At 62.5% G+C, this 23,435-nt stretch carries 24 protein-coding genes and 1 tRNA gene; 12 read left to right on the forward strand and 13 right to left on the reverse strand.

Translation table 11 applies throughout. The features are described 5' to 3' along the window. Positions 1 to 23: 23 nt before the first annotated feature. Positions 24 to 770, reverse strand: coding sequence for a ZIP family metal transporter (locus tag BMG00_RS06365; protein ID WP_210401918.1), 747 nt, complete (start codon positions 768 to 770; stop codon positions 24 to 26). Positions 771 to 923: 153 nt separating this feature from the next. On the opposite strand from BMG00_RS06365, the gene BMG00_RS06370 reads away from it, so the two are divergent. From BMG00_RS06370 to pth, 4 genes are all read left to right on the forward strand, one after another. Then, entirely contained in the window at positions 924 to 2,087 is a 1,164-nt protein-coding gene (locus BMG00_RS06370) for an alpha-hydroxy acid oxidase (protein ID WP_078573687.1), read from the forward strand. Positions 2,088 to 2,219: 132 nt separating this feature from the next. Beyond that, positions 2,220 to 2,846: a 50S ribosomal protein L25/general stress protein Ctc gene (locus BMG00_RS06375; protein ID WP_078525527.1), complete on the forward strand. Its 627-nt coding sequence runs from the start codon at positions 2,220 to 2,222 to the stop codon at positions 2,844 to 2,846. A gap of 388 nt (positions 2,847 to 3,234) precedes the next feature. Next, the gene (locus BMG00_RS17870) at positions 3,235 to 3,369 is read left to right on the forward strand and encodes a hypothetical protein (protein WP_273068691.1); all 135 of its coding nucleotides are present in this window, start codon (positions 3,235 to 3,237) and stop codon (positions 3,367 to 3,369) included. Between the two features lie 82 nt (positions 3,370 to 3,451). Further along, positions 3,452 to 4,141: an aminoacyl-tRNA hydrolase gene (pth, locus tag BMG00_RS06380; RefSeq protein WP_078525531.1), complete on the forward strand. Its 690-nt coding sequence runs from the start codon at positions 3,452 to 3,454 to the stop codon at positions 4,139 to 4,141. 81 nt (positions 4,142 to 4,222) lie between these two features. On the opposite strand, the gene BMG00_RS06385 is transcribed toward pth, so the two are convergent. Next, complete coding sequence (locus BMG00_RS06385) at positions 4,223 to 4,657, reverse strand: VOC family protein (RefSeq protein WP_078525541.1); 435 nt, start codon at positions 4,655 to 4,657, stop codon at positions 4,223 to 4,225. A gap of 152 nt (positions 4,658 to 4,809) precedes the next feature. Between BMG00_RS06385 and thyX the strand changes: the two genes are divergently transcribed. From thyX to BMG00_RS06400, 3 genes are all read left to right on the forward strand, one after another. After that, positions 4,810 to 5,724 carry an FAD-dependent thymidylate synthase gene (thyX, locus tag BMG00_RS06390; RefSeq protein WP_078525556.1) on the forward strand — a complete coding sequence of 305 codons (915 nt, stop codon included), beginning with the start codon at positions 4,810 to 4,812 and terminating at the stop codon, positions 5,722 to 5,724. 112 nt (positions 5,725 to 5,836) lie between these two features. After that, positions 5,837 to 6,649: a capsular polysaccharide synthesis protein gene (locus tag BMG00_RS06395; RefSeq protein WP_078573688.1), complete on the forward strand. Its 813-nt coding sequence runs from the start codon at positions 5,837 to 5,839 to the stop codon at positions 6,647 to 6,649. Positions 6,650 to 6,668: 19 nt separating this feature from the next. After that, on the forward strand, positions 6,669 to 7,082 hold the full coding sequence (locus tag BMG00_RS06400; RefSeq protein WP_078525560.1) for a DUF1810 domain-containing protein: 414 nt from the start codon (positions 6,669 to 6,671) through the stop codon (positions 7,080 to 7,082). On the opposite strand, the gene BMG00_RS06405 is transcribed toward BMG00_RS06400, so the two are convergent. The 8 genes from BMG00_RS06405 to BMG00_RS06440 form a co-directional block, all read right to left on the reverse strand. Beyond that, positions 7,071 to 7,982, reverse strand: a complete 912-nt coding sequence (locus BMG00_RS06405) for an ABC transporter permease (protein ID WP_078525561.1) — start codon at positions 7,980 to 7,982, stop codon at positions 7,071 to 7,073. The genes BMG00_RS06400 and BMG00_RS06405 overlap by 12 nt on opposite strands. A 10-nt stretch (positions 7,983 to 7,992) precedes the next feature. Further along, a complete protein-coding gene (locus tag BMG00_RS06410) occupies positions 7,993 to 9,252 on the reverse strand; it encodes an ABC transporter permease (protein WP_078525563.1) in 1,260 nt (419 codons plus the stop codon). A gap of 17 nt (positions 9,253 to 9,269) precedes the next feature. Further along, entirely contained in the window at positions 9,270 to 9,638 is a 369-nt protein-coding gene (locus BMG00_RS06415; RefSeq protein ID WP_158521690.1) for a YegJ family protein, read from the reverse strand. Positions 9,639 to 9,817: 179 nt separating this feature from the next. Continuing rightward, positions 9,818 to 10,894, reverse strand: a complete 1,077-nt coding sequence (locus BMG00_RS06420) for an ABC transporter substrate-binding protein (protein WP_078573689.1) — start codon at positions 10,892 to 10,894, stop codon at positions 9,818 to 9,820. A 111-nt stretch (positions 10,895 to 11,005) separates the two neighbouring features. After that, positions 11,006 to 12,142: an ABC transporter ATP-binding protein gene (locus BMG00_RS06425; protein ID WP_093469923.1), complete on the reverse strand. Its 1,137-nt coding sequence runs from the start codon at positions 12,140 to 12,142 to the stop codon at positions 11,006 to 11,008. 72 nt (positions 12,143 to 12,214) lie between these two features. Then, positions 12,215 to 14,476, reverse strand: coding sequence for a Hint domain-containing protein (locus BMG00_RS06430; protein ID WP_078573690.1), 2,262 nt, complete (start codon positions 14,474 to 14,476; stop codon positions 12,215 to 12,217). A gap of 210 nt (positions 14,477 to 14,686) precedes the next feature. Continuing rightward, a tRNA-Leu gene (locus tag BMG00_RS06435) sits at positions 14,687 to 14,773 on the reverse strand. Between the two features lie 129 nt (positions 14,774 to 14,902). Further along, the gene (locus tag BMG00_RS06440) at positions 14,903 to 16,579 is read right to left on the reverse strand and encodes a peptidoglycan-binding domain-containing protein (protein WP_078573691.1); all 1,677 of its coding nucleotides are present in this window, start codon (positions 16,577 to 16,579) and stop codon (positions 14,903 to 14,905) included. Between the two features lie 202 nt (positions 16,580 to 16,781). Between BMG00_RS06440 and lipB the strand changes: the two genes are divergently transcribed. The 4 genes from lipB (at position 16,782) to BMG00_RS06460 (ending at position 20,775) form a co-directional block, all read left to right on the forward strand. Further along, positions 16,782 to 17,459 (forward strand): lipoyl(octanoyl) transferase LipB, encoded by a 678-nt coding sequence (lipB, locus tag BMG00_RS06445; protein WP_078573692.1) that lies wholly within the window; start codon positions 16,782 to 16,784, stop codon positions 17,457 to 17,459. 105 nt (positions 17,460 to 17,564) lie between these two features. Further along, positions 17,565 to 17,999 carry a c-type cytochrome gene (locus BMG00_RS06450; RefSeq protein ID WP_078525572.1) on the forward strand — a complete coding sequence of 145 codons (435 nt, stop codon included), beginning with the start codon at positions 17,565 to 17,567 and terminating at the stop codon, positions 17,997 to 17,999. Positions 18,000 to 18,492: 493 nt separating this feature from the next. Then, positions 18,493 to 20,166 (forward strand): cytochrome c oxidase subunit I, encoded by a 1,674-nt coding sequence (gene ctaD / locus BMG00_RS06455; RefSeq protein ID WP_078525573.1) that lies wholly within the window; start codon positions 18,493 to 18,495, stop codon positions 20,164 to 20,166. 72 nt (positions 20,167 to 20,238) lie between these two features. Continuing rightward, positions 20,239 to 20,775 (forward strand): DUF2244 domain-containing protein, encoded by a 537-nt coding sequence (locus BMG00_RS06460; protein ID WP_078573693.1) that lies wholly within the window; start codon positions 20,239 to 20,241, stop codon positions 20,773 to 20,775. Here the strand turns inward: BMG00_RS06460 and BMG00_RS06465 are convergent, their stop codons facing one another. The 3 genes from BMG00_RS06465 to BMG00_RS06475 form a co-directional block, all read right to left on the reverse strand. Continuing rightward, entirely contained in the window at positions 20,776 to 21,150 is a 375-nt protein-coding gene (locus BMG00_RS06465; RefSeq protein ID WP_146642565.1) for a hypothetical protein, read from the reverse strand. Positions 21,151 to 21,257: 107 nt separating this feature from the next. Further along, positions 21,258 to 21,440, reverse strand: a complete 183-nt coding sequence (locus BMG00_RS06470) for a DUF3008 family protein (RefSeq protein WP_078573695.1) — start codon at positions 21,438 to 21,440, stop codon at positions 21,258 to 21,260. 96 nt (positions 21,441 to 21,536) lie between these two features. Continuing rightward, positions 21,537 to 22,001: a GatB/YqeY domain-containing protein gene (locus BMG00_RS06475; protein WP_078525580.1), complete on the reverse strand. Its 465-nt coding sequence runs from the start codon at positions 21,999 to 22,001 to the stop codon at positions 21,537 to 21,539. A 173-nt stretch (positions 22,002 to 22,174) separates the two neighbouring features. On the opposite strand from BMG00_RS06475, the gene carA reads away from it, so the two are divergent. Continuing rightward, positions 22,175 to 23,341, forward strand: a complete 1,167-nt coding sequence (gene carA, locus BMG00_RS06480; RefSeq protein ID WP_078573696.1) for a glutamine-hydrolyzing carbamoyl-phosphate synthase small subunit — start codon at positions 22,175 to 22,177, stop codon at positions 23,339 to 23,341. Positions 23,342 to 23,435 lie beyond the last annotated feature (94 nt).

Consider the following 23,435-nt stretch of genomic DNA (forward strand, 5'->3'; position numbering starts at 1 on the left):
AAGCTTTCCGCCCTTCGCGAGGCTCAGCCCAGCGTCACGTCAAGGAACATCATCAGGATCAACCCGAAGAGAAGCCCCGCGGTCGCCCGGTTCTGATGGCCGTTGCGATGGGTCTCGGGAAGGATTTCATGGCTGATGATATAGAGCATCGCGCCAGCGGCGAAGGTGAGCCCCCACGGCAGGAGCGCGCCCGAGACGGAGACCGCCGCCGCGCCCAACAATGCGCCAACCGGTTCGACCGCGCCCGTCATCGCGGTGACGAAGAAGGCCTTGCGACGGGTATAGCCCTGCCCGATCAGTGCGACGGCGACGGCCAGCCCCTCGGGGATGTCTTGCAGCGAGATCCCGGTCATCACCGAGAAACCGTTATCGGTGCCCGCGCCGAAGGCGACGCCGATTGACAGGCCCTCTGGGAAATTGTGGATGGTGATCGCGATCACGAAGAGCCAGATCCGCGCCAGCTGCGCCGCATCGGCGCCTTCGCGGCCGGTGGTGAAATGCTCATGCGGGAGCGTCGCGTTGAGCCAGGCCACGAAACCTGCCCCGAGTGCGATCCCGGTCGCCGCGATTGCCGCCGCGACCCAAACCGAGCCGAACATCGTCTCGGCCACGTCGATCCCCGGAAGGATCAGCGAGAAATAGGAAGCCGAGAGCATCACGCCCGCGGCAAAGCCCAGCATCGTGTCGGCGGTACGTTGGCTCATTGAACGACCGAGCAGCGCAGGGATCGCCCCGGCGGCGGTCGCCCCGGCGGCCACCATGCCGCCCATCAGTCCAAGCCAGATCTCAGACACGCATCTCTCTCCTGTTCTCCCAATGCGCAGATGGGAACGGATCACGCGTTTTTGCAATAGCGGCGAAGAAAGATTGCTCTTTTCCTGCATGATTGGTAAGGAAACCTGACCACAGATAGGGAGCACCCCATGCCCGTCATCACCTCCATCGCCGATCTGAAGCGCCTGCATAAACGCCGCACGCCGAAGATGTTCTACGATTACGCGGAAAGCGGCTCCTACACCGAGCAGACCTTCCGCGAGAACACCGAGGATTTCGCGCAGATCCGGCTCAACCAGCGCGTTGCGGTGGACATGACGGGGCGCTCGACGAAATCGACGATGCTGGGCCAGGAAGTCGCGATGCCGGTGGCGCTCGCGCCGGTCGGGCTGACCGGCATGCAGCGCGCCGATGGCGAGATCAAGGCGAACCGCGCGGCCGGAAAGTTCGGCGTGCCCTTCACCCTCTCGACGATGTCGATCTGCTCGATCGAGGATGTGGCGGAGAATTCCGACGCGCCCTTCTGGTTCCAGATCTATACGCTCACCGATGACGATTATAACAAGAAAGTCCTCGCGCGCGCGAAGGCGGCGGGCTGTAGCGCGCTGGTGATCACCGTCGATCTGCAACTGCTCGGCCAGCGGCACAAGGATCTCAAGAACGGCCTAACCGCCCCGCCGAAATTCACCCTGCCCGTGCTGATGGATCTCGCGACGAAATGGCGTTGGGGGATCGAGATGCTGCAAACCAAGCGGCGCTTCTTCGGCAATATCGTGGGCCATGTCGAGAGCGCGGCGGACCCTGCCTCGCTGTCGAGCTGGACCGCGGAGAAATTCGACCAGTCGCTGAACTGGGACCGCATCAAGCAATTGATGGACATGTGGGGCGGCAAGGTGATCCTCAAGGGCATCCTGACCCCTGAAGATGCCGAGATGGCTGCGGCCACGGGCGCAGATGCGATCGTCGTGTCGAACCATGGCGGGCGCCAGCTCGACGGCGCGCTGAGCTCGATCCGGGTGCTGCCCTCGATCGTCTCGGCGGTCGGCGACAAGACCGAGGTCTGGCTCGATAGCGGCATCCGCTCGGGCCAGGACGTGCTCAAGGCGCTGGCGCTCGGCGCGAAGGGCGTGATGATCGGGCGGGCCTATGTGAACGGGCTTGGTGCGATGGGCGAGCAAGGCGTGACCAAGGCGCTTGAGGTGATCCAGAAGGAGCTCGACACCTCGATGGCACTTTGCGGAGAGCGCCGGATCGACGCGCTCGGCCGCCACAATGTGCTTTTGCCGAAGGACTTCCTCGACAATTACAGCTGATCAGGGCGACCGAGTTCGCCCCACAACCCCGAATCCCCTTGCCTTTCCGGGCGATCCGGTCTATCGGCAGCCGTTCTTGGGCCCGACACCCTTGGAGGCGGCCCATCACTTTGACTTATTTGGAGACCAATCATGGCCAAAGAGATCGAAACGATCGAAGCCGTGGCGCGTACGGGGACGGGCAAGGGGGCCGCTCGGCAAGCGCGTCGCGAGGGCTACGTGCCCGGCATCGTCTACGGCGACGGCAAAGACCCGCAGCCGATCAACCTCGACTATAACAAGCTGCTCACCCGCCTGCGCAAGGGCCGCTTCATGTCGACCCTGTTCAACCTGACCCTCGACGGCCAGGAAGACCAGCGCGTGATCTGCCGCGGCGTGCAGAAAGACGTGGTCAAGGACCTGCCGACCCATGTCGACTTCATGCGCACCCACCGCAACTCGCGCATCTCGCTCTTCGTGCATGTCGAGTTCATCAACCACGAGAAAGCTCCGGGCCTCAAGCGCGGCGGCACCCTCGTCGTGGTGCGTCAGGAAGTCGAACTCAACGTTCTCGCCGGTGAAATCCCCGACCAGATCGTCGTCGACCTCGACGGCAAGCAGATCGGCGACACGATCCACATCTCGGACGTGACCCTGCCGACCGGCGCGAAGCCCACGATCGACCGCGACTTCGTGATCGCCAACGTCGCCCCGCCGAAAGGCTTCGGTGGCGGCTCCTCGGACGAGGACGAAGGCGAAGAGGCCGCTGCCGAGGAATAATTCCTCCGCCGAAAAATGCGCCATTTGGCCAAAAAAAATGCAAACGGAGCCTGCGGGCTCCGTTTTTTTTCGTTTTTTTCATTGCCGAAGGTCGATTCTCAACTACTTGTGAAATCAAGGCAGTCGCATAACGCGATATAAATTAAAAAAATACACCCGTGAGGCGAAAAAAATGCAGACATACGGCGTGCAAATCTTAGCTGCCATGACAGCACTTACGATTTGCTACAGAGAACGTCGCAAGTTCGCGCAGGTTTTCCAAGAGGTCAAAGCGCGCCGCTCCGACCGCTCGATCATGCATCGACTGGCTCGGGACGTGAAGCGTCGCAAATTGCAAACCCCGTCATCTATCACAAACTCCCGCGGGACGCTCAAGAGAGAGTCGCTGGTGGATCGCCTCATGGAAGAGGTTGCGCGCCGCGAGAAGACCGACGAGGCGCATCGCAACTTCTCGGGCGTTTCGATCTCGCGCGTGGCAAGGGCGACAATCCGCTCCTACGGGCGTGACGACACCCTGCTCTGACACCCCCCTTTCCGTTTGCGTCGCCATCCAATATCCCAAGGGTGAGGATGACGCCGACGCGCAACGATGAGAAAGGTGGCGGATGCAGCTCTGGGTAGGTCTCGGAAATCCGGGCGCGAAATATGCGGGAAACCGGCACAATATCGGTTTCATGGCACTCGACAGGATCGCCGCCGACCATGGCTTCGCACCATGGCGCGCGAAATTTCAGGGCCAGGTGAGCGAGGGGCGCTTTGGTTCGACCCGCGTGGTATTGCTCAAACCCGAAACCTTCATGAACCTCTCGGGTCAATCCGTTCGCGCAGCGGCGGATTTCTACAAATTCACCCCCGCCGACATCACCGTTTTTCATGACGAGCTGGACCTCGCGCCGGGCAAATGCCGCCTCAAGCAAGGGGGCGGCCATGCTGGCCATAACGGGCTGCGCTCCATCCATCAGCATATCGGCCCCGACTATGCGCGGGTGCGGCTTGGGATCGGCCATCCCGGTCACAAGGATCGCGTGGCGGGCTACGTGCTCAATGACTTCCCGAAGGCGGAACAGGACATGCTCGACGATCTGTTGCGCGGCATTTCAGACGGAGCTCCGGCTCTGGCCGCGGGAGAGAGCTCGAAATTCCTCAACGCGGTGAGCCTGCGCGTCGCGCCTCCGCGCTCCTCGACCGGGACGAAGCCCCCCGAGAAAACCGACACGCCCACTCCGAAAAAGAAAGAGGCCGCGGAAAACACCCGCAGCCCCTTCGACAAGCTCAAGGATCATTTCCGGAAATAACCCTGGCCCCTTCCTCTTGGCCCAAATATCCCGGGGTGAGGCGCGACAGCGCCGAGGGGCAGCGCCCCTCGACCCCGCATCTCACCAGTGACCGGTGTTCTCCATGCTCGCCCAAGGCTCCTGCGCGGGCAGCGCATCGCCCATCTGCAACAGCTCCACCGAGATATTGTCAGGCGAGCGCACGAAGGCCATGTGCCCGTCGCGCGGCGGCCGGTTGATCGTCACCCCGTTGTCCATCAGGTGCTGGCACATTTCGTAGATATTCTCGACCCGGTAGGCGAGATGCCCGAAATGGCGGCTGTCCGAGGGCAGGCCGGTATCGCCATCCCAGTTCCAGGTCAGTTCCAGATCGGCGCGCCCATCCTCCTGACCCGGCGGGCAGAGATAGACCAGCGTGAAGCGGCCCTGCTCGCTCTCGTAGCGCTTGCGCTCCTTCAACCCGAGCAACTGGTAGAAAGCGATGGATTTCTCGAGATCGAGCACGCGCACCATCGTGTGCAGATATTCGATTTTCATCGGTCCGTATCTCCTCATGTCTTGGCGTCTCCCCGAGGATAGCTCACCTCCGCGCCCCGGCAAGAAGAACGATTTATCCACAGGATATGGCGGTTCCTAGAGCGCAACATCGCAGATATAGTAAATCCGATTCGAGAGCTGCGGAGGATGAAATGGCGCTTACCCCGGAACAGAAAGCCGAGATCGAGGCGCAGCGCGCCGAGACGCAAATGACCGCGCGCGCGGTCTCGCCGGGGATGGAGAAGCGCCTCTATACCGCCCATGAGGTGCTCGATCACGGGCTCGTCCGGGTCATCGACTATATGGGCGACGATGCCGCGATCTGTCAGGCCGCGCGGGTCTCCTATGGACGCGGCACCAAGGCGGTGAGCAACGATACCGGGTTGATCCGCTACCTGATGCGGCACTGGCACTCGACCCCCTTCGAGATGTGCGAGGTCAAATTTCACGTCAAGCTGCCGGTCTTCGTCGCCCGGCAATGGATCCGCCACCGCACCGCGAACGTGAACGAATATTCCGCGCGCTACTCGATCCTCGACCGCGAATTCTACATCCCCGCCCCCGACCAGCTCGCCGCGCAATCGACGGTGAACAACCAGGGCCGCGGCGCGGTGCTGGAAGGCGCCGAGGCCGCCCGCGTGCTCGACATCCTGCGCGAGGACGCGATGCGCGCCTATGACCATTACGAGGACATGCTGACCCCCGACGAGGACGCCGGCAAACAGGGCCTCGCACGGGAACTCGCGCGGATGAACCTGCCCGCGAATGTCTACACGCAGTGGTATTGGAAGATCGACCTGCACAACCTCTTCCACTTCCTGCGCCTGCGCGCCGACCACCACGCGCAATACGAGATCCGGGTCTATGCCGAGGTGATGTGCGACATCGTCAAGGACTGGGTGCCTGCGGCCTATTCGGCCTTCGAGGATTATCGTCTGGGCGGGGTGAACCTGTCGGGCAAATCGGTGGAGCTGCTGAAACGGCGTTTGGCCGGTGAGGTCGTCACGCAGGAAAACTCCGGCATGAGCAAGGGTGAATGGCGGGAGTTCGAGGAGGTTTGGGGGTAATACCACTCGCCCATAGGGAGCATTCTCAAGAGGAGCGGCGTAACGTCGCGGCCTCGAAATATGGCGACGCCCCCTATTTAACCTTTTAGGCCGTCGCGGGTATATACCCGTCATGGTTGTATTCTCTTTCTGGCATCAAGGAATAACTCACGCCCCCGGGATGATCCAACGGCTTCAGTGGATCTGGCAAAAAACCCACGGGACGGATGAGGTCAAGCTTATCGCTGCCCCCGAATCCGACGATTTGATCGCGGACGAGGGGATTGATCCGGCACGTCTATCGATGCAGATCCGATCCGATATCCTTCGCCTTCTCCTTCTGGCAAAGCATGGCGGCGTTTGGGTTGATGCGACTCTGCTCCCGTCGACGCATCTGAACACTTGGCTCCCGGGCGCCCTGGGAGCCTCAGGATTTTTTGCATTTTACAACGAACATCGAGACCGGGCTATTTCGAGCTGGTTTCTTGCCGCGCAGCAGGGTGATCCGCTCATCGCCCGTTGGCGCGACGCTTTCGTTGAATACTTCAGGACGCCTCGCCAACTGAACAAAACGGCTCCGCTTTGGACACGCGCGGCGCAAGAACTGCGGCGCGCGATCAATCCAGCCTCATTTGCAGACCCAAGCGTCGCGGGGCGCTCTTCTTATTATCCCTATTTCATCTTGCACTATCACTTCGACAAACTCGTGAGGACGGACCCGGTCTGTGCAGCGATCTGGCAGCAGACGACCAAGCTTTCAGGTTCAGATGCGGGGCGGCTGAAAAGCGCGTGCGTGGCGGCAAATGGCGATCTCGATGACGAGACAATGGCGTCTCTTTTTCAGGCATCACCGGTCCACAAGCTGAATTGGCGCAAGCCTGAAAAATTCGAAAAACTCTTGAACTTCGTGGAAGCGGGCCTGTCTAACCGACCGGAAACGCCTTGAACCTTAGGGGAAGTCTGCCATGACCATCCGCTTCCACGCCCCCCAAGCCCGCGACTACCCGACCGCTCTGCGCGAGCTGCGCCACGGATGCAAGACAACGCATTGGATCTGGTGGATCTTCCCGCAACTGGCCGCGCTCGGGCGCAGCCCCCGCGCCAAGGAATACGGAATCGCGGATCTCGGTGAGGCGCGGGACTATCTCGCCGACCCGGTGCTACGGGCGCGGTTGGTGGAGGCGTCGGAGGCGGTGCTGACCTACGCGAACACGCCGATCGAGGAGATCATGGGACCGGTCGATGCGCTGAAGCTGCGCTCCTGCGCGACGTTGTTCGAGGCCGCCTCAAATGGAAAGGAGCCGGTGTTCACCCGGCTCCTTGAAACGTTCTATGAGGGCGAGCGTTGCCCGTTGACGCTGGACGCCTTAGCCCGGTGACATGCCGCGCAGGCGCTCGGAGCGGCGGCGCAGGAGTTCCACCGTGGTCAGAAGCGCGATCGACACGAAGACGAGGATCGTGGCGACTGCGAGGATCGCGGGGCTGATCTGCTCGCGGATACCGTTCCACATCTGGCGCGGGATCGTCTGCTGGTCGTAGCCGGCCACGAAGAGCACCACCACCACCTCGTCGAACGAGGTCACGAAGGCAAACAGCGCACCCGAGACCACGCCCGGCAGGATGAGCGGCATCACGATCTTGAAGAAGGTCGTGCGCGGATCGGCCCCGAGGTTCGCGGCCGCGCGGCTCAGCGAATGGTCAAAGCCTACCAGCGTCGCCGTCACCGTGATGATGACGAAGGGAATGCCCAAGGTCGCGTGGGCCATGATGATGCCCGGATAGGAATGCGCCAGCCCGGTCTTGGAGTAGAAGAAGAACAGCCCCGTCGCGGTGATGATGATCGGCACGATCATCGGCGAGATCAGGACCGCCATCACGGCGCGGCGGAACGGCATCTCGGGACGCGACAGGCCAAGGGCGGCCAGCGTGCCCAGCACGGTCGCGAGGATCGTCGAGAAGAAACCGATGATGATCGAGTTCTTCGCCACGTCGATCCAGGTGGCGTGCTGCCAGACATCCATCCACCACGACCAGCCGCGCTCGGCCTGAGGCTCCTGCATCCCGAAGGTCAGGAGCATGTCGTACCAGCGCATCGAATAGCCGGTCGGATCGAAGCTGAGCATCTTCTCGGTGAAGGTGAAATAGGGCTCGGCGTTGAACGAGAGCGGAATGATCACGATGATCGGGGCGATCAGGAAGAAGAAAATCAGGCCACAGATCACCAGATAGGTGTAGTGCCAGGTTCTCTCGAGCGGGCTTGCATATGCGGGAACGGCCATGTGTTTCTCCTCAGCCCAGCTTCATGTTGTCGATGCCCACCAGCCGGTCATAGAGCCAGTAGAGGACCAGAACCCCGCCAAGCAGAAGCGAGGCAAGTGCGGCCGCCAGCGACCAGTTGAGCGACTTCTGCATGTGGAAGGCGATCATGTTCGAGATCAACTGACCATCTGCACCACCGACAAGGGCGGGGGTGATGTAGTAGCCGACCGACAGGATGAACACGAGAAGCGCGCCCGCGCCGATCCCCGGAAGGGTCTGCGGCAGATAGATGCGGCGGAACGCGGTCCAGGACGTGGCGCCCAGGCTGCGGGCGGCGCGCACATAGCTCGGCGGGATGGTCCGCATCACCGAATAGAGCGGCAGCACCATGAAGGGCAGAAGGATGTGCGTCATCGCGACGATCGTGCCGGTCTTGTTGTACATCATCTCAAGCCGGCCGTTGTCGCTGACGATCCCCAGCCAGACCATGATGTCGTTGAGCACGCCTTGTTGTTGCAGCAGCACCATCCAGGAGGTCGTGCGCACCAGAAGCGAGGTCCAGAAGGGCAGCAGGACGAAGATCATCAGCAGGTTCGATTTCGCCAGCGGCAGCGAGGCCAGCAGATGCGCGATCGGGAAAGCGAGGAGCATGCACAGCACGGTGATGATCAACGACAGGAGCGCCGTGCGCGTGAACAGCGTGCCATAGATCGAGCGCGTCTTGTCGACCGACACGATATTGTTGTCCTGGTCGCGGGTCATGTCGAGCGCGGCGAGGTAGAAGTCGATCGTATAGGGATGCGACGCGGATCGCATCGCGCGCCAAAGGTTCGGATCTTCCCATCCCTTGTTGATGTCGAGAATCGCTTCCTTGTAGGGCGGCTCCAGCTTGTCGGCCTTGCGCGCAGTCGAGGTGAAGAGCGAGCGCGTACCGGGAACATCATAGTTGATCCGGGTGCCAGCTTCGCCTTGTGTGCGGTTCGCCTTCATCTCCTTGAGATCAGTGGCCAGCGCGGCAAAGGCGCTCTCGTCGATGGGCGCTTCGAGCGGGTGCTCGGCAAACCATTGTCCAAGCGCGGGGGCGTTCTTAGAGAAACTGTCGTTATAAACCGACTGGAACAGCATCTGCCCGATCGGAACGACGAAAGTGATCAGCACGAACAGGAACAGCGGCGCGACGAGCAGAAAGGCCCGTCTTTTGGCCCGCGCCTGCGATTTCGCCAGCGCTTTCTTGAGCGGCAGGCCGTCGGCTGTTCTCAGCTCTGTTGGTTCCATCGTGGCGTCGCTCATCATCTCTCCTTTGCCGCTCAGGGCAGCGGGGCCAGGATCGCGCGCAGACGCGCCGCCTCATCCTGGGGTAACTCGGGCAGCATCACCCGGGTCGTGTAATTGCCATGGAGCTTGCCGTCGCGGCGGTAGCTCCAATCCGAAATCTGTTCGGGCGCGAAGGTGATCTCGTCACCGACATGGCCCTCGAAATAGACCGGCTCGTTGACGAGCTCCGCCGTAATCTCGGTCGAGGAGATCGAGATCGGTGCGGTCCAGATATGCTCGCGCCCGTTGCCGGGCGTATCGATCCCCGCCTTGAGGAGGAAATCCTCACCCTCACGCGCGCGGATCGCGCCGAGGAAAGCGGAGGGATAGCTCTCGCGGGCGGCAGCCATTGCGGCGTTCATCTGCGCGTCGCTCGTTGAGTAACCAACGACCGGGTCACCGGCCTGGACCGCCTGTGGCGCGACGGGCACCAAAAGGCAGAGGCATGCAGCCAAGATCCGGAGGGTCGACATCGCCAGACGCTTCCTTGCGAGAGAAAGAAGTCGGGCCGCGCGGGATGATCGCGCGGCCCGGTGTGGCATCAGCCGGCGAGCCAGGCGTTGAAGCGCTCGCTCAGTTCGGTGTCGTGGTCAGCCCAGAACTCCGAGTCGTTGACCAGCGCGTTGCCCATGTTCTCGGGCGCGGTGGGCATATGCGGCCCCATTTCGGTCTTGCCGTCCTGATACATGCCGACCATCGGGGCCGAGGACTTGCGTGCCGGACCGTAGGAGATCCACTTCGCCTGGTTGGCGAGTTGCGCGGTCTCGGTGGCGAACTTCAGGTAAGCCTTTGCGGCGTCCATATGCGGCGCGCCTTTCGGGATCACGAAGAAGTCGAAGTCCATCAGCTGGCCGTCCCAGACGATCTTGAAGGGCTGGCCTTCAGCGACCTCGGCGTTGAAGATACGGCCGTTATAGGCGGTCGACATCACGACCTCGCCATCGGCGAGCAGCTGCGGCGGCTGTGCGCCGGCATCCCACCACACGACATCGCCCTTGATCTTGTCGAGTTCGGCAAAGGCCTTGTCCACGCCTTCCGGGGTGCCCAATTCCTTGTAGACATCCGCCGCCGGGACGCCCGCGCCCATCAGAGCGAATTCCAGCGTGCCCTTGGCCGATTTGCGCAGACCGCGCTTGCCCGGGTATTTTGCGGTGTCGAAGAAGTCCGCGATCGTGGTGGGCGAACCATCGACCTTCGAGGTGTTATAGGCCATCACGGTCGACCACACGATGTTCGCAACGCCGCAATCGGTGAAGGAGCCATCGATGAAGTCTTCCGAAGCCGGGGTTCCGTCGGGCGCGGCTGCCAGATCCGCGTCGGGATCGAGCGGCTCGAGCAAACCTTCGTCGCACAGGCGGATCGCGTCGGATTTCTCAACGTCGGCCACGTCGACCGAAACGTTGCCCGCCTCGACCTGCGCCTTGATCGGGGTCGCCGGGTTGTCGGCGGCTTCCATGTTCACGTCGATGCCGGTCGATTCGGCGAAGGGCTTGTTGTAGGCCTCGACCTGGCTCTTCTCGTAAGCGCCGCCCCAGGACAGGACAGTCACGCTTTCCGCCTGTGCGGCGGCAGCGGTGAAGCCTGCGAGCGCGGTGCTCAGGATCAGAAGTTTTTTCATTCTCGGTTACTCCCAGTTGGTTGGTCTGTTGTTTTCTCGACGTTTCGTCGATTGGCCACCTTCGGGTGGCGTATCAGGGCGCGCGGCTATCACGCGCCCGGAATGCTTGGCTCACATCGGATCGAGAGCGCGGGCGTCTTGGGGATGCCAGCCAATCTTGACGGTATCCCCTTCCTTGAGCCGCACCTGATCGAGCGTGTTACGCGATTTCATCACGAAATCATCCGATCCCGCAACGCGCATCCGGGTGCGAAGGATGTCGCCCATATAGATCACCTCGAGAACCTCGGCGTTGATCGTGTGGGCGCCCGCAGGCATCATCTCGGGCTTGAACTCGACGCGCTCGGGACGGATCGACACCAGCGTATCCTGACCGGATTCGCGGATATTGACCGCAGTCGCATCGATCAGTTCGCCCGTGCTCAGGCGCACCGTGCACGTCTCCCCCGTCAGGCTCTCGACCTTTCCGGGCAGCTTGTTGTTCTCGCCGATGAACTGGGCGACGAAGCTGTTTTGCGGGCGCTCGTAAAGCTCATCCGGCGGCGCGAGCTGCTGGATGCGGCCATCGTTGAACACGGCCACGCGGTCCGACATCGTCAAAGCCTCGCCCTGATCGTGGGTCACATAGACCACGGTGATGCCGAGCGTCTCGTGAAGGTGCTTGATCTCGAACTGCATATGCTCGCGCAACTGCTTGTCGAGCGCACCGAGCGGTTCGTCCATCAGGACCAGTTCGGGATCGAACACCAGCGCGCGGGCCAAGGCGATCCGCTGCTGTTGGCCGCCCGAAAGCTGCGCCGGTCGACGATTGATGAAGTTGCCCATCTGGACCATGTCGAGCGCACGCTTGACCTTGGTCTCACGCTCGTCCTTGCCCATGCCCCGCACTTCGAGCGGGAAGGCGAGGTTCTCGCCGACCGTCATGTGCGGAAAGAGTGCGTAGTTCTGGAACACCATGCCAATTCCGCGCTTATGCGGCGGCACCATGTTGATGTTGCGGCCATCCAGCCGGATCTCGCCATTGGTCGCGGTCTCGAAACCGGCCAGCATCATCAGGCAGGTCGTCTTGCCCGACCCCGACGGCCCCAGCATGGTGAGAAATTCACCCTTGCCGATCGAGAGATTGAGATCCTTCACGACGAGCGTCTCGCCGTCATAGCTTTTTTGCACGCGGTCGAATACGACGAATCCTTCGCCGTCAGCTGCGTTGGTCAAAGCGGGCTCCCCGTTGTTTTTGTCTTTGGTCATTTCCCGTGCATATGACTAAAGCAAGGGCAATTCTGGATTTCAACCCGGAATCCAAAAACTCCGAACATAAGCCTATCGCAGCACAGAACCGCCCGAAAAACCGCCGCTTTGCGGCATTTCCCGCGCAAGGAGCGACCATTTCCTGCACATTTCTCGCGAAACCTTACTCGGCGTCATTCGAGGGTAGGCAGAGGGACCGTAGACGGATTCAACCTCGGCGGAAGTCCAATGCACCAATGTCAGACGGGGGTAGGCGCGCAGAAGGGCCGAGAGCTGGTCGCGAGGAAGCACACGCATCGCCTGTCGCCCGGGCCAGAAGCTCTCGACCCACGCGCCCTCGGCTTGCACCAAGGAGTGGCGCGGCAAGAGAAGATGGTGATATCGCGCCCGTCGTCGTCCCTGCATCACCCGCGCCCCGCCCCAGCCACTGGCGGCAAGATGGCGTGCACGGACCAGCGCCCCGGAACCTTCTGTAATGTAAAGGCAATGCTGACCCGAAAGGCGCAGCGGGCGGGTATTGCCGAACGCGCCCGCCCGGATCTCGACCGGTCGCAATCGCGAATCGTGGCGCAACTGATTTGCCGAGAGCACCCGCACCCCATGCCAGAGCACCGGTTGCGCAGGCCCGTCACGGGTGAGGACCAGGTCGCCGGGTCGCAAGGCCTCGACCAAGCACGGGCCGCGCGGCGTCGCAATCCTCGTGCCTTCGAGGAAACAGGGAATGCCCATCGCATGGAGCTGCGGCGCGGTCGAGACCTCCTGGGGCGCAACTCCGATCAGGGTCACGCTCTCGCCATTGGGGAAACTCAGGACCGCGTTGCCCGAGGCATCGGTCCCGACGGTGACGTCCCAGGCGTTCACGGGTGCACCGGCCGCATCAGTCAGCCCCGTCACGTCGAGTTGATCGGTGGTGAAGCCCGATCCGTCATCGCTCATATCGAAATCAGCGATCTTATCGGCACCACCGCCATCGGCGAAAACGAGCGTGTCCCCACCTTCGCCGCTCCAGAGCGTGTCGTCGCCCGTTCCACCGACGATGATGTCATCCCCCGCACCGCCGGTGATCGTGTCGTCACCGCCGCCGCCGTCCAGATAGACGCCAGCACCGCTCGCGGATGCATCGAGACGATCGGAAAGGGCGCTGCCTGTGATCCCTTCGATCTCCGAGAAGTCGACCCTTTCGGCGCCCGCCGTTACGCTTCCGCTCTCGCTCCCCCCGTAGATCGCGGTGATGCCGCTCGTGGTGACGGCGCTGAAATCGAGCAGATCGAAATCCGTGCCGTTGGTGACGGTCTCGCCACCCAGCACGACATCGATGCCCCAGCTGTCCGCGAAGAGGAACCTGTCGTCATCCGCCCCACCCGAAAGCAGGTCGTTGCCGCCATCGCCCCAGATCGTGTCGGCACCATCACCACCCGAGACGGTGTCGTCGCCCGCATCCCCGTGAAGCGAATCCGCCCCGCCTTCGCCGAGGATGGAATCGTTCCCGCCGCCACCCCGGATCGTATCGTCACCCGCCCCGCCAAGGAGCGTGTCATTGCCGCTCTCTCCGAAGATCAGGTCATTGTCTGCGCCGCCATCGACATGGTCGTCGCCGCCGCCGGCCCAGATCGTGTCATCGCCCGCATCACCGTAGAGCGTATCGTTGAAATCGTATTCGACACCCGAGGCGTCATCGATGACATCGGAGCCAGAGCCGCCATGAACCAGATCACCTTTGCTCGGATCCGATCCGCCGGTGCCGTAATAGATGACATCATTGCCATCGCCGCCGTCGATCGTATCGGCCCCTGCGCCTGCGGAAATCGTGTCGTTGAGCGCGCCGCCCTGAAGCGAATCCGCGTAGACCCCGCCGCGGATGTAATTCGGATCATCTGGATCGTAATTGGCCGAGAAGAGCGAATTGTAGGTCGGACCGGTCGAGGTGTTCGTGACCGCGGTAACCTCGTAGGTAACACCGGGCTGGAGGGGCGCGCTCGTGATTTCGCCGACAATGACGCCGTTCACCTCAAGGACATAAAGCTCGATCGAACTGCCATCGGGGCCAGCGAGCGTCGCGGCGCTTTCGATATAGACCTTGCCGGAGGTGATCACCGCGCCGTCGGGACCGGTCACCGTGACATATTGGTTCGGATCATTGCCGCTCTCATCGGCGTAGGGATCGCTATCGCCCGAAAGATGGCTGTCGTCATCCGTGAAGCTGAAGGTTCGACTAGAGGTGTCGACGTCCCAGGCGGGATCGACCATCAGCCGGGAGCCGACCGAGACGGTCGAGCCACCGCCCTCGACGAGGAAATCTTCCCCGTAATACCCTTTGAAGACGAAAGTCGCCATCCGCCCGACGCCTTGCAACCGCCCACCGACATGGCGGGCATACCCGGTTCAACATTGGCGTGCGGTTCTTCAAGACTTGGTTAAAGCGACTACGAAAATCCGTGCATTCATTTCAAACGCATGACGAGGGCGCGATGCTCAGGGGCCGAAGATGCGCAGGCGCCGAAAACGACAAAGCCCGGGCACTTGGCCCGGGCTCTGTCGGATGAATGGTGCGGTCGAGAAGACTCGAACTTCCACGGGAGTTACCCCACAGCGACCTCAACGCTGCGCGTCTACCAATTCCGCCACGACCGCACTGTCTTGGCTTGGTGTGGCGCGTATTAGCCAAAGGCCGGGGGGAAGAAAAGGGGGTATTTCGGGATTGCCGCGAATTTTTCGCCCCATGTGAGCGCGGGCCGAGTTACCCCGACCCGCGCCTAGCTCTTATTGCGGCGCCGCGGTCTCGATCAGCTGTGCGGCCTTGGACGCAAAGCCCGCAAGACTTGCGGCTGGACCAGAGGCGGCCTTGGGGGCGGCGCTTGCGTCGGCGCGGCCATTCATCATCAGCGCCGCCTTGTGGATCAGGCCGTTGCGCTCCGGTTGGCCCGGCGCGAAGACCGGCGTGGCCTTGATACCCGATTCGTACCAGCCCAGGGCCAGGTCGGGCCGCTCATCGGTGCCGACCCCCTGCATCAGGTGATGGCCGACAAGCTCGTCATAACCGCCCTCGCCGATCGCACCGAGAACAAGTGCCGAGCCAAGCGCGACCGGCATGTCATCGGTGCGATAGCCCACCGAGAGACAGACCTTGGCCGTGCCCGACAGCTGCGCGGGGCTCATGCCCGAACCGGCGACGAAACCCTTTACCTTCTCGATCATCGCGGGCTGCGGCGTCGTGCCGACCGCCGCGACCTGATCGGAGAGCAACGCGCCGAAATCGCGACATTGCGCGGCGATCTGATCGGGGGTGAAGCCGGTGATCTTCGCGGCCATAGCCTCGCCTTCGTCGATCGCATAGCCCCGCGCGAGACAGAACTGCTCACCCAGCGCCTGTCCCGGATCGGTGAGGCTCGCCTCAGTCAGGAAGCCGCCATTCGAAGAGGTCACCAGCCCGACCTTCGCGCAATATGAGGCCAGCGAGACCGGGACCGGCTCGGGCATCGCGGCGAAAGAGGGCATCGCAGGCACCGGTTGTGCGGCCAACTGCGTACCGAAGGAGGGCGCTTGCGGCTGCGGCTGCGGGGCCACGGCCATCGTGGTTGGAGGCAGGCTCGCCGCCGGCGCCGCGTCACCCGTCATCTGGCACGCGCCCGCCTGGCAGGTGAACATCGCCGGCGTCGCGTTATAGGCTTGGAAGTCATTGCGCGCGAAACCGCTCGGGGTCGAGGCGAACACCCGCACCGCGCAGCTTTTGTCATTGCACCAGAAGCCCGGGCCAAGCACCGAGGTGTCGAGCAGGTAATCCGTGCGCCCGTCATTGTTCAAATCCGCCAGCTGAACGAAGCCCGAGCGTGCGATCAGCTGCTGCGGCTCGACATTGGAGCTGCGTGCGATCTCGTAGACCGCCTCGGAGATCTGCGGCGGCAGCCCTCCGATCGAGCCACCCGCATAAGTCGCCCCGCCCGTGCCCAGCATCTGCGCCCGCGTCTCCAGAAGCAACCCGCGCATCCCCTGGGGATGGGTGGAAATCGTCTGTGTCACCGCCGAACCGCCCAGCAGCGCCTTCTGATAGGCGGTGGTGAGGATCGTGCGCTCCATGTCATTGAGCCGGCCGGTGATCGGGAATTCCATGAAGGCCTGGTATTGCGAAATTCCCGCGCGCGATTTCGGCCCGAGCGAGCCATCGGGCGTGCCGACATTCCACCCGAAATGGTTCAGCGCGACCTGCACCTCCCGGTTGGCCTCACGCTGCGCCGAGGAAACCCTCGGCGCGGCATAGGTGCGCGTGGTCGTGGTGGTCCGGCGCTGGTTGCTGCGATTCGCCTCGTTCACGATCGCGCCGCCGATGATGCCGCCGATCACACCGCCGACGATGTCGGACCCGCCCGCGAGCGCCGGCGCGCCCGGCCCGCCCGTGGCCATCAGCACGGCAAGCCCCGTCAACAGAAACTTGTGTTTCATCCCTGAACCCTCCAATCAATAAATTCCGGTTTTGCCTGTCGCCCCGCAGTCCCCAGTTTTCGTCTGCGCGATAGGTCCGACCCTGAAAATGGCCGGTGCGGTGGCGGCGAACCTCACGAATGGGTGAAGTCTGCGCCCCGAACCGCACGAGGGGCAAGAAATTTTGACGTTGGGTAAGGAATTCCCGCGCTGGAGGTTGAGAATGGTTGAATGGCGCATCAGCGAGGCCCCCGTGCCTTACGAGGAGGCGCTCGCGTTCATGGAGGATCGGGTTGCCAGGATCGCCGCGGGCGAGGCAGAGGAAATGGTCTGGCTGCTCGAACACCCGCCGCTTTATACCGCCGGCACCTCGGCGAAGCGCGAGGATCTCGTCGATCCCGACCGCTTCCCGGTCTACGACGCCGGGCGCGGAGGGCAATATACCTATCACGGACCGGGTCAGCGCGTCGCCTATGTCATGCTCGATCTCAACAAGCGCGGGCGCGACGTGCGCTGCTTCGTGCGCAAGCTCGAGGACTGGGTGATCACAGCCCTCGCCGAGTTCAACGTGAAGGGTGAGATCCGGGACGGCCGTGTCGGTGTCTGGGTCACCCGGCCGGACAAGCCCAGATCGGCCGATGGTGCGCTGCGCGAAGACAAGATCGCCGCGATCGGGGTCAAGCTGCGCAAATGGGTGAGCTTTCACGGAATCTCTATCAATCTCGAGCCCGAGCTCGAGCATTTCAGCGGAATCGTCCCCTGCGGAATCCGCGAGCACGGGGTCACAAGCCTGGTCGATCTCGGCATTCCCGCGACTATGGTCGATCTTGACCTCGCGTTGCGTGCGACATTCGACCGCATCATGGGCGATTCCTCACGCACAAACACAGAAAGTTGCTGACAAGGGCCTGCTCACGCATGTTACAAGCCCCTTCAAGGCAGCGTGACTGCCCGTGAAAGCCGGGTCGGGAGGACCCGCGCCAACGCAAAAAACAAAGAGGACGCGATGAAATTCAGCCTGATTGCCACGATCGCCGCAGTCTCCCTTGCCGCACCCGCTTTCGCGAGTGACGCCGCCAAGGGCGAGAAGGAATTCAAGAAGTGCAAGGCCTGCCACTCGATTATCGCCCCGGACGGGACGGCGATCTTCAAGGGCGGCAAGGTCGGCCCGAACCTCTATAACGTCGTCGGCCGTCCGGTCGCGTCGGAAGAGGGCTTCAGCTACAAAGATGGCATCAAGGAATACGCCGCGACCGGCGCCGTCTGGACCGAAGAGCTGATCGCCGAATACATCACCGATCCCTCGAAATTCCTCGAGGAGCAGACCGGCGACCCGAAAGCAAAATCGGGCATGAGCTACAAGCAGAAGAAAGATCAGGAAGACGTCGCCGCCTATCTCGGCTCGGCAGACGTTTCGCCCGACAATCCGGCAAACAAGTAATCCGCAAGCAGCGGAGAGCTGATCGAGGCGGGCCGGCAGGCCCGCCTTTTTGCATTCAAGAGCTGGCTCATTTCCCGAGAGAACGCCTCATCCTGACAATGGCGGTCATCCTCCCTTCGGCGCGGTTCGTGCCATCGGACACGCGGCAAAGAGGCAACTCACTCATATCGTCATCGGCGCTGGTCTGATCGCCGAAATCAAACTCTTTGGAGCCAAGCGCCCCTGCGGACCGACGCGACCTCATTAGCCATCCTCTTCGCTGTTCTTCTTGAGATACGGTTGACCAAAACGCTCACCACCATGACGGCCGCGCCAGACCTCGCGAAGATGCTCTCGCGGACTTGCCTGTGCCCCTCGGCCACGGTGATGCGACAATTTTTCACAGCTATGTGCGTGAAATCCTTGCCCTGCTCGGAATTCGCTCCTAACCTCCGGCTATTCAGGCCAATCGGGACGGGAGACCCGGGTCTGTTGGGAGAAATGGGAGATCACTATGGCGGACGCAGCCGTTCACGGCGAGGGTGCGCATGGCACGCGTGGGTTCTTCACGCGCTGGTTCATGTCCACCAACCACAAGGATATCGGGATTCTGTATCTCTTCACCGCAGGCGCGGTGGGGCTGATATCGGTCCTTTTCACCGTTTATATGCGCCTCGAGCTCATGGAGCCGGGCGTGCAGTACATGTGCGCCGAAGGGGCGCGCTTCGTCGCCAACGCGGCGGAGGAATGTACGCCTGACGGTCATCTGTGGAACGTGATGATCACCTATCACGGCGTCCTGATGATGTTCTTCGTGGTGATTCCCGCGCTCTTTGGTGGTTTCGGCAACTACTTCATGCCGCTCCAGATCGGCGCGCCGGACATGGCCTTCCCGCGGATGAACAACCTCAGCTACTGGCTCTATGTCGCGGGCACCGGCCTCGGCATCGCCTCGCTGCTCGCCCCGGGTGGCGGCGGCGGCTCGGGTTCGGGCGTGGGCTGGGTGCTGTATCCGCCGCTCTCGACGAACGAAGCGGGCTATTCGATGGATCTCGCGATCTTCGCCGTGCACGTCTCGGGCGCGAGCTCGATCCTCGGCGCGATCAACATGATCACCACCTTCCTGAACATGCGCGCACCGGGCATGACGCTGCACAAGGTGCCGCTCTTCGCCTGGTCGATCTTCGTGACCTCCTGGCTGATCCTGCTCTCGCTGCCGGTTCTGGCGGGCGCGATCACGATGCTGCTGATGGACCGCAACTTCGGCACCACCTTCTTCGACCCGTCGGGCGGCGGTGATCCGATCCTGTATCAGCACATCCTGTGGTTCTTCGGACACCCGGAAGTGTACATCATCATCCTGCCGGGCTTCGGCATCATCAGCCACGTCATCGCGACCTTCTCGCGCAAGCCCGTCTTTGGCTACCTGCCGATGGTCTACGCCATGGTGGCGATCGGTGTTCTGGGCTTCGTCGTCTGGGCGCACCACATGTACACGGTCGGCCTGTCGCTGACCCAGCAGAGCTACTTCATGGTGGCGACGATGGTTATCGCGGTCCCCACGGGCGTGAAGGTGTTCAGCTGGATCGCGACGATGTGGGGCGGCTCGATCGAGTTCAAGACGCCGATGCTCTGGGCGATCGGCTTCCTGTTCCTCTTCACCGTCGGCGGCGTGACCGGCGTGGTGCTGAGCCAGGCGCCGCTCGACCGTGTCTATCACGACACCTATTACGTCGTGGCGCACTTCCACTACGTGATGTCGCTGGGGGCTGTCTTCGCCATCTTCGCCGGGATCTACTTCTGGATCGGCAAGATGTCGGGTCGCCAATACCCGGAATGGGCCGGCAAGCTGCACTTCTGGATGATGTTCATCGGGTCGAACCTGATCTTCTTCCCGCAGCACTTCCTCGGCCGCCAGGGCATGCCGCGCCGCTATATCGACTATCCGGAGGCTTTCGCCACCTGGAACTACATCAGCTCGATCGGCGCGTTCATCTCGTTTGCCAGCTTCGTGTTCTTCATCGGCATCGTGTTCTACACCCTCTTCAAGGGCAAGCGCGTCACCGAGAACAACTACTGGAACGAATACGCCGATACGCTGGAGTGGACCCTGCCCTCCCCGCCGCCGGAGCACACTTTCGAGCAGCTCCCCAAGCGTGAGGACTGGGATCACGCCCACGCGCACTAGCGATCTTCATCTCCTGATAACGAAAACGGCCCCGGATCGCTCCGGGGCCGTTTGACAAAGGGAGCCCAAGACATGCCCTATCGCTGGACAGATGCTGAAGGCCACGCCGTGCCATCGCCTGCCTCCGACAGCACGACCGCAGCCGATCAACTGCATCTATGGCCTTATCGCTCGCTGCCGCGCAAAGGCTTCGTCTTCTTCATCGTTGCGACCGTCGCCATGATCAGCCTGCCGCTTTTCGCGGTGCTGGGACGGGTCGAACTGTGGTGGCTGTTGCCCTTCATCGCGCTGGCCGTGGCAGGCGTGTGGTGGGCGATCTCGCACAGCTACCGCACCGGTGAGGTACTCGAAGTGCTCAGTTTTCGCGGGCCCGAACTGCACCTGATCCGGCACGATCCGGGCAAGCGACCGCGCGATTGGGAAGCCAACCCGCATTGGGTCCGCGTCGAGATGCATGCGTCAGGAGGGCCGGTGCCGGACTACCTGACTTTGCGTGGCGGTACCCGCGAAGTCGAGATCGGCGCTTTTCTCACCCCGGAAGAACGTCGCCAGCTTCACCGCGAATTGCAGCTGCGGCTCGATCAGGCGCGCGCGCCTGCAGCGTCCTGATCAGTCTCCCAACCCAACACCGGGAGCTGCGACTGGCAGGCATTGAAAATCCGACTCGATCTCCAGCGCCGCCGCGCGCGCCCAGGCGTCGCTCTCGCTATTGACCTTGTTCGCGGCCGTGCCCGGCGCGGCCCCAGATTGCAGCGCCCCGACCAGTGCCTCCGCGAAGGTGTCGCCGTAGCGTCGGACCTCGGCCTCATAAGCGGCATGCGCCTTGGCCGCACGCGCTTTCGTCGCCGCATCGGTCTCACCGGGGGCGCAGAGATAACTGATCTCGCCCCCGGCAATGGCAGAATGGAAATGAAAGAGCTGCCGGTCCGGATAGCTGCGCTTGAGATCGTCCGGCCCCGCCGTCGGCACGCAGCCTGAAACCAAGACACACGCGACTGACAAGCCTATCGTTACGGCGCAAACCCGACGCATCCTTCTCCTCCACTCGTTACGCGATCGAGACTATAGGGCCTGCGCCCGATCCGGCGAGTTCAGTTCTTGCGCTCAGGCAGATCTCCGCGCGCGGTCCCGGCCATTTCCTCGAGCTCGCCTTCGGTCATCGTCTCGTACATGTCCTTCGAGGCGCCTTGCAGATCCTTGACCTTGGCCTCCCCGCGCTTGGCCGCGAGCGCCGCCCCTGCCGCTTTCTGCTGGATTTGAGATTGTGCCTTCATGTCGTCTCCTTTCCGCATGAGTTGCGAAAAGAAAAACGCCCCCGAGGGGGCGCTGTTCCGAGCTTATCTCCCGCATGGCGGCACACCGCCCATCGCTTATGAGGCGAGGCAGTCCTTCACCATAGGCCCGGCCTTCGAGAAGTCCATCTGGCCAGTATATTGGCCCTTCAGTTCGGCCATCACTCTCCCCATGTCGCGGATCGAGTTCGCGCCAAGCTTGGCGATTGCAGCGTCGATCGCAGCCTTGACCTCGTCCTCGTTGAGCTGGCGGGGCAGGAACTCCTCGATCACCTTGATCTCGGCCTGTTCCTTCTCGGCCAGTTCAAGCCGCCCGCCTTCTTCATAGGCGCGCGCGCTTTCCTGACGCTGCTTGACCATCTTGCCCATGATCGCGAGCACTTCGGCATCCCCCACGGTACCGTCGCCCTCCCCTTCGGAGCGCATCGCGATCTCGCGGTCCTTGATGGCGGCATTGATCAGTCGCAGCGTCGAGAGGCGCTCCTGATCCTTTTCCTTCATCGCCGTTTTCAGCGCGGCGGCGATCTTTTCGCGCATTTCCATCGGTTCTCGTGTCCCTACTTGCGTCAAGGCGTCAGAATAGCTGTATTGCGAAACGCGCACAACGTTTGCAACTCATTGAAAAATATGGAAAAGACAAATCTGTCGCAGGGCCTTGACCCGCGCGCGGGAGCCGTCTAGGTTCCGGCGAATTTTGACCTCGGGGGAGTCGCGCCATGCCTGCCAGCCAGTCCGCATCGGAAAAGCCCACCGCGCTGATCGCGCTCGCCGATGGTCAGCTCTTCTATGGTAAGGGCTTCGGTGCAACCGGGGATACGGTGGCCGAACTGGTCTTCAACACCGCGATGACCGGCTATCAGGAAATCATGACCGATCCCTCCTATGCGGGCCAGGTCGTGACCTTCACCTTCCCCCATGTCGGCAATGTCGGCGTGAACCCCGATGACGACGAGACCGGCGATCCCGTGGCCGCCGGGATGATCGTGAAATGGGACCCAACCGAGCCGTCGAACTGGCGCGCCACCGAGAACCTCGTCGATTGGCTGGAAAAGCGTGGCCGGATCGGAATCGGCGGCGTCGACACCCGTCGCCTGACCCGCGCGATCCGCCAGCAGGGCGCGCCGCATGTGGCGATCGCACACCATCCCGACGGGATCTTCAATATCGAAGCGCTGGTGAAGAAGGCGCGCGAGTGGAAGGGCCTCGTCGGCCTCGATCTCGCCAAGGACGTGACCTGCGCGCAGAGCTATCGCTGGGACGAAATGCGCTGGGCCTGGCCCGACGGCTACAAGAAAGCTGTGGGCAATGATCTCAAGGTCGTCGCCATCGACTTCGGCGCCAAGCGCAATATCCTGCGCTGCCTCGCCTCGGCGGGCTGCGACGTGACCGTCCTGCCCGCGACCGCGACCGCCGAAGAGGTGCTCGCGCTCAACCCCGATGGCGTGTTCCTCTCGAACGGCCCGGGCGATCCGGCGGCGACCGGCGAATATGCGGTGCCGATGATCAAAGGCGTTCTGGAAACCGAGGTGCCGGTCTTCGGTATCTGCCTCGGCCACCAGATGCTGGCGCTGGCGCTCGGCGCAAAGACGATCAAGATGAATCACGGCCACCACGGCGCGAACCACCCGGTGAAGGATCTCACCACCGGCAAGGTCGAGATCACCTCGATGAACCACGGCTTCGCGGTCGACAGCCAGACCCTGCCCAAGGGCGTCGCCGAGACTCATATCTCACTCTTCGACGGTTCGAATTGCGGGATCTCGATGGAAAGCCGCCCGGTCTTCTCGGTGCAGTATCACCCCGAGGCAAGCCCCGGTCCGCAGGACAGCTACTACCTGTTCGAGCGTTTCGCCGAGGCCATGCGCGCCCGCAAGAGCGCCTGATCGACGACACACCCATATCGGGCCCCCTTTCGTGTTAACGATACATTAACCATCCGCGCGCATCTTGTCCGGCGGGACAGATACGAGGTTGGAC

Origin of the sequence: Thioclava marina, from assembly GCF_002020135.1 — a bacterium.
GTDB lineage: Bacteria > Pseudomonadota > Alphaproteobacteria > Rhodobacterales > Rhodobacteraceae > Thioclava > Thioclava marina.

Excerpts from the sequence above, each read along its gene's own strand:
- BMG00_RS06365 (WP_210401918.1), bottom strand. The coding sequence starts at position 770 with ATGGGCGGCATGGTGGCCGCCGGGGCGACCGCCGCCGGGGCGATCCCT.
- BMG00_RS06370 (WP_078573687.1), top strand. The coding sequence starts at position 924 with ATGCCCGTCATCACCTCCATCGCCGATCTGAAGCGCCTGCATAAACGC.
- BMG00_RS06375 (WP_078525527.1), top strand. The coding sequence starts at position 2,220 with ATGGCCAAAGAGATCGAAACGATCGAAGCCGTGGCGCGTACGGGGACG.
- pth (WP_078525531.1), top strand. The coding sequence starts at position 3,452 with ATGCAGCTCTGGGTAGGTCTCGGAAATCCGGGCGCGAAATATGCGGGA.
- BMG00_RS06385 (WP_078525541.1), bottom strand. The coding sequence starts at position 4,657 with ATGAAAATCGAATATCTGCACACGATGGTGCGCGTGCTCGATCTCGAG.
- thyX (WP_078525556.1), top strand. The coding sequence starts at position 4,810 with ATGGCGCTTACCCCGGAACAGAAAGCCGAGATCGAGGCGCAGCGCGCC.
- BMG00_RS06395 (WP_078573688.1), top strand. The coding sequence starts at position 5,837 with ATGGTTGTATTCTCTTTCTGGCATCAAGGAATAACTCACGCCCCCGGG.
- BMG00_RS06400 (WP_078525560.1), top strand. The coding sequence starts at position 6,669 with ATGACCATCCGCTTCCACGCCCCCCAAGCCCGCGACTACCCGACCGCT.
- BMG00_RS06405 (WP_078525561.1), bottom strand. The coding sequence starts at position 7,982 with ATGGCCGTTCCCGCATATGCAAGCCCGCTCGAGAGAACCTGGCACTAC.
- BMG00_RS06410 (WP_078525563.1), bottom strand. The coding sequence starts at position 9,252 with ATGAGCGACGCCACGATGGAACCAACAGAGCTGAGAACAGCCGACGGC.
- BMG00_RS06415 (WP_158521690.1), bottom strand. The coding sequence starts at position 9,638 with ATGAACGCCGCAATGGCTGCCGCCCGCGAGAGCTATCCCTCCGCTTTC.
- BMG00_RS06420 (WP_078573689.1), bottom strand. The coding sequence starts at position 10,894 with ATGAAAAAACTTCTGATCCTGAGCACCGCGCTCGCAGGCTTCACCGCT.
- BMG00_RS06425 (WP_093469923.1), bottom strand. The coding sequence starts at position 12,142 with ATGACCAAAGACAAAAACAACGGGGAGCCCGCTTTGACCAACGCAGCT.
- BMG00_RS06430 (WP_078573690.1), bottom strand. The coding sequence starts at position 14,476 with ATGGCGACTTTCGTCTTCAAAGGGTATTACGGGGAAGATTTCCTCGTC.
- BMG00_RS06440 (WP_078573691.1), bottom strand. The coding sequence starts at position 16,579 with ATGAAACACAAGTTTCTGTTGACGGGGCTTGCCGTGCTGATGGCCACG.
- lipB (WP_078573692.1), top strand. The coding sequence starts at position 16,782 with ATGGTTGAATGGCGCATCAGCGAGGCCCCCGTGCCTTACGAGGAGGCG.
- BMG00_RS06450 (WP_078525572.1), top strand. The coding sequence starts at position 17,565 with ATGAAATTCAGCCTGATTGCCACGATCGCCGCAGTCTCCCTTGCCGCA.
- ctaD (WP_078525573.1), top strand. The coding sequence starts at position 18,493 with ATGGCGGACGCAGCCGTTCACGGCGAGGGTGCGCATGGCACGCGTGGG.
- BMG00_RS06460 (WP_078573693.1), top strand. The coding sequence starts at position 20,239 with ATGCCCTATCGCTGGACAGATGCTGAAGGCCACGCCGTGCCATCGCCT.
- BMG00_RS06470 (WP_078573695.1), bottom strand. The coding sequence starts at position 21,440 with ATGAAGGCACAATCTCAAATCCAGCAGAAAGCGGCAGGGGCGGCGCTC.
- BMG00_RS06475 (WP_078525580.1), bottom strand. The coding sequence starts at position 22,001 with ATGGAAATGCGCGAAAAGATCGCCGCCGCGCTGAAAACGGCGATGAAG.
- carA (WP_078573696.1), top strand. The coding sequence starts at position 22,175 with ATGCCTGCCAGCCAGTCCGCATCGGAAAAGCCCACCGCGCTGATCGCG.